General features: G+C 41.8%; 1 protein-coding gene and 1 pseudogene. Both read right to left on the bottom strand.

The features are described from left to right. A partial coding sequence (locus ABE021_RS15210; protein WP_430289841.1) for a transposase occupies window positions 1–458 on the bottom strand: 458 nt, incomplete at its 3' end. Between the two features lie 102 nt (window positions 459–560). Continuing rightward, window positions 561–638, bottom strand: a pseudogene (locus ABE021_RS15205) (hypothetical protein); the annotation flags it as partial. Window positions 639–800 lie beyond the last annotated feature (162 nt).

The raw sequence follows: 800 nt of genomic DNA, 5'->3' as shown, positions 1-800 counted from the left end.
CGCTTAAGTGTCTTTAATCGATTGACATTTCCTTCTGTTGGACCGTTGCTCCAATGCAAACGTATTCCAAGCAGAATGGCGTCTATGTCGTTTTTCACTCCTTGAAAAAACGATTGGATAGATTTATTTTCAAAACCCTTATGATTTTCAATCCATTGTGGCAATTGCTCTGCTGCCTTTTCCTTGATTAATGATCGAAATGAATGAATTAGCTTACTTAATTCTTTTATCAAAGGAAATGTTGACAGAAAGTCAGGATGGAAGCTTTGTAGTTCTTCAAGAACGTCTTCATTATCAGGATTCCATAATAACCGTAAGGTCTTTTGCCGAAGAGACAGACCCGGGGTTTCCAATTTAGCAGAGCGATTACGTGCGCTCGTAATCATTCCAGTCAATGTTTCGAGGGATCCAGTATACCCTTGAGATCGGCATGTCTCCTCAATTTGCTCAGAACTCATTTTATCTTTTACCAGTGAAGAAACCAAGGGATAGTAGGTGGTATCAGGCGAAGCACGTTCCTCATAAGGAGGCACTGTCTGATTTAAGTCGGAGTAGACTGTGTTCCTTACAACGCCGAGTTTCCGTGCGATAGTTGCGACACGATACCCCTCTGAAAATAACTGTTGGGATTGTTGAATACGCTGCCATCTTTCTTCAGACCGGTTCCATGGAACCGATTCAGGCTCCTGAACTAAAGTCGGTTCATCTTTTTTATCCTCAGTTATGGAAGATGCGTTCCACTTCCTAGGGATACACGAATAAATGGCTTTTTTTGACGCTTCGAAAAGCTGATGAAGTAC

This window comes from Sporosarcina gallistercoris (assembly GCF_050459885.1).
GTDB lineage: Bacteria > Bacillota > Bacilli > Bacillales_A > Planococcaceae > Sporosarcina > Sporosarcina gallistercoris_A.
This window is presented reverse-complemented; position numbering and strand designations above follow the sequence as displayed.